Origin of the sequence: Ilyobacter sp. (assembly GCF_041583315.1) — a bacterium.
Lineage (GTDB): Bacteria > Fusobacteriota > Fusobacteriia > Fusobacteriales > Fusobacteriaceae > Ilyobacter.
Genome location: NZ_JBFHGC010000486.1, coordinates 1 through 2,222 on the forward strand (window position 1 = coordinate 1; position 2,222 = coordinate 2,222).

A 2,222-nucleotide genomic window follows, 5' to 3' on the forward strand; every position below is an offset into this window, starting at 1 on the left:
AAGAATTTCCCAGGTAGCATCATTCCTCGTTCCTTTTATGGCTGTATTTTATATATTAGGTGGAGTAATAATAATGGCATCAAACCCTGCCGCTACAGGGTCTGCTATATCACTTATAATAAGCTCTGCTTTCAAGGGAAGCGCAGCTGTAGGTGGATTTGCAGGAGCAGGAATAATGATAGCTATGAGAGCAGGTGTGGCCAGAGGGGTATTCTCAAACGAAGCTGGACTTGGATCTGCACCGATTGCAGCAGCAGCTGCCAGAACTGATTCTCCAGTAAAACAGGGACTTATATCAATGATTGGACCGTTTTTAGACACTCTTATAGTATGTAGTATCACTGGAATCATAGTTGTTGCATCAGGGTTATGGTCTCAAGACGGGCTTTCCGGATCACTGCTTACATCGAAAGCTTTTGAATTTTATCTAGGATCTTACGGTTCTCTAATAGTAAATATAGGAATAATATTCTTTGCCTTTACTACAATAATCGGTTGGAATTTCTACGGAGAAAAATGTACTCAGTACCTTTTCCCAAAAGAAGCTATCAAATGGTTTAAAGTTATCTTCCTTGTAATGATTGCTTCAGGACCGTTTTTAAAGCTCGATACAATCTGGCTAATTGCAGATATCGTAAATGGTGTTATGGTAATTCCTAACCTTGTGGGTCTTTTAGTACTTAGAAAAGTAGTTATCGGAGAGACATTGGAGTTCTTTAAGAACCCTGTCCTTCAAAAGGTATAAGAATATAAAAATTATTGCTTTTTCAAATTTTTTATCCCATAATATATACAAGTACAATAATCAAGGGGGGTAAAATGAATAAAGAGATAATAAGGGAACTGGACAGCTTGGGTCAGAGTCTATGGCTTGATTTTATAAGCCGTGACATTATCCAAAGTGGGGAGCTTAAGGAACTTATAGAGGCTGGTCTTATGGGGGTCACATCAAACCCCAGTATATTTCATAATGCCATCGCAAAAAGTAATGATTATGACAAAGAGATAAAAGAGCTGGCTTCAAAGGGAAGTTCAGCAGAAGAGATATACGACGAATTGACAGTGAGAGATATACAGGAAGCAGCAGATATACTAAAGACTGTATATGAAAAAACAGCAGAGAGGGACGGGTACATAAGCCTTGAGCTGAACCCGTTGCTGGCAGAGGATACTGAAAAAACCTTGTCAGAGGGGATAAGACTGCATAAAAAGGTAAACAGGGAAAATGTTATGTTTAAGGTTCCTGCCACTGATGAGGGGATAGTTGCTATAGAGGAACTCATATCTAGGGGAATCTGTGTAAATATTACACTTATATTTTCACCAGAGCAATACAGAAAAACAGCAGAAGCATATATAAGAGGTCTTAAAAGACTTGCTGATAATGGTGGAGACCTGACTAAGGTTCACTCTGTTGCCAGTGTGTTTGTCAGCAGGATAGAGAGTATGGTTGATGACCTCTTGGAAGAAAGAGGGAAAGAAGACCTTATGGGTCAGGCTGCTGTGGCAAATTCCATGATAATCTACTCTATCTACAGAGGTATTGAAAATTCTCCTGAGTTCAAGGAACTCCTGAGAAAAGGGGCTAATCTGCAGAGAGTCCTATGGGCATCTACAGGGACTAAAAATTCAGCATACAGTGATATAAAGTATGTAACAGAATTAATTGCTCCGGATACTGTAAATACCCTGCCTTATGATACTCTTAAAAAATTTATTGACCACGGAACTGCAAAAATTTCTCTAGACACAGATGACTCCAAGGCAAATGAGATTTTCAGAGATCTAGAGGACGCAGGAGTGTCAATGAATGAAGTCTTCAATGTTCTGATGGGAAAAGGTCTTGTGTCTTTTGAGGATGCTTATAAGGCGCTTTTAGAGAGTATTCAGTCTAAGGCTAAATAATGAATATTAACTGACATTCTAAATATTTTAAAAACCTGGAATTTTTCCAGGTTTTTTGTTTTATGGATAAATTACTGAATTTCTACGAACTCTGTTACTTTTCCTTGATGAAAAGTAACCAAAAATCAAGGCCTGTGAAAAATAAGCTAAATGCCCTTGAAAATCCAAGTAGAGTAATGAAACTCAGAAAACAAGTTTCTGAGAACCAGAAAATATACTCGTATGACTCGTTATTTTTTGGCTACTCGCAGGCGACCAAGTTTTGTGGCTGCCGAAATCAACCAGCCGCACCCAAACCCTGTTAAAGGACGTTCAAG

Annotated in this window: 2 protein-coding genes; both read left to right on the top strand. The window is 38.6% G+C overall.

Annotation, left to right across the window (positions count from 1 at the left end; translation table 11 throughout):
* On the top strand, positions 1-745 hold a 745-nt coding region (locus ABZA26_RS13255; protein ID WP_372714979.1), incomplete at its 5' end, for an alanine/glycine:cation symporter family protein.
* Positions 746-819: 74 nt separating this feature from the next.
* Positions 820-1,905, top strand: a complete 1,086-nt coding sequence (gene tal / locus ABZA26_RS13260) for a transaldolase (RefSeq protein ID WP_372714980.1) — start codon at positions 820-822, stop codon at positions 1,903-1,905.
* The last annotated feature ends 317 nt before the right edge of the window (positions 1,906-2,222 follow it).

Coding starts and splice junctions, on each gene's coding strand:
- tal (WP_372714980.1), top strand. CDS start 820: ATGAATAAAGAGATAATAAGGGAACTGGACAGCTTGGGTCAGAGTCTA.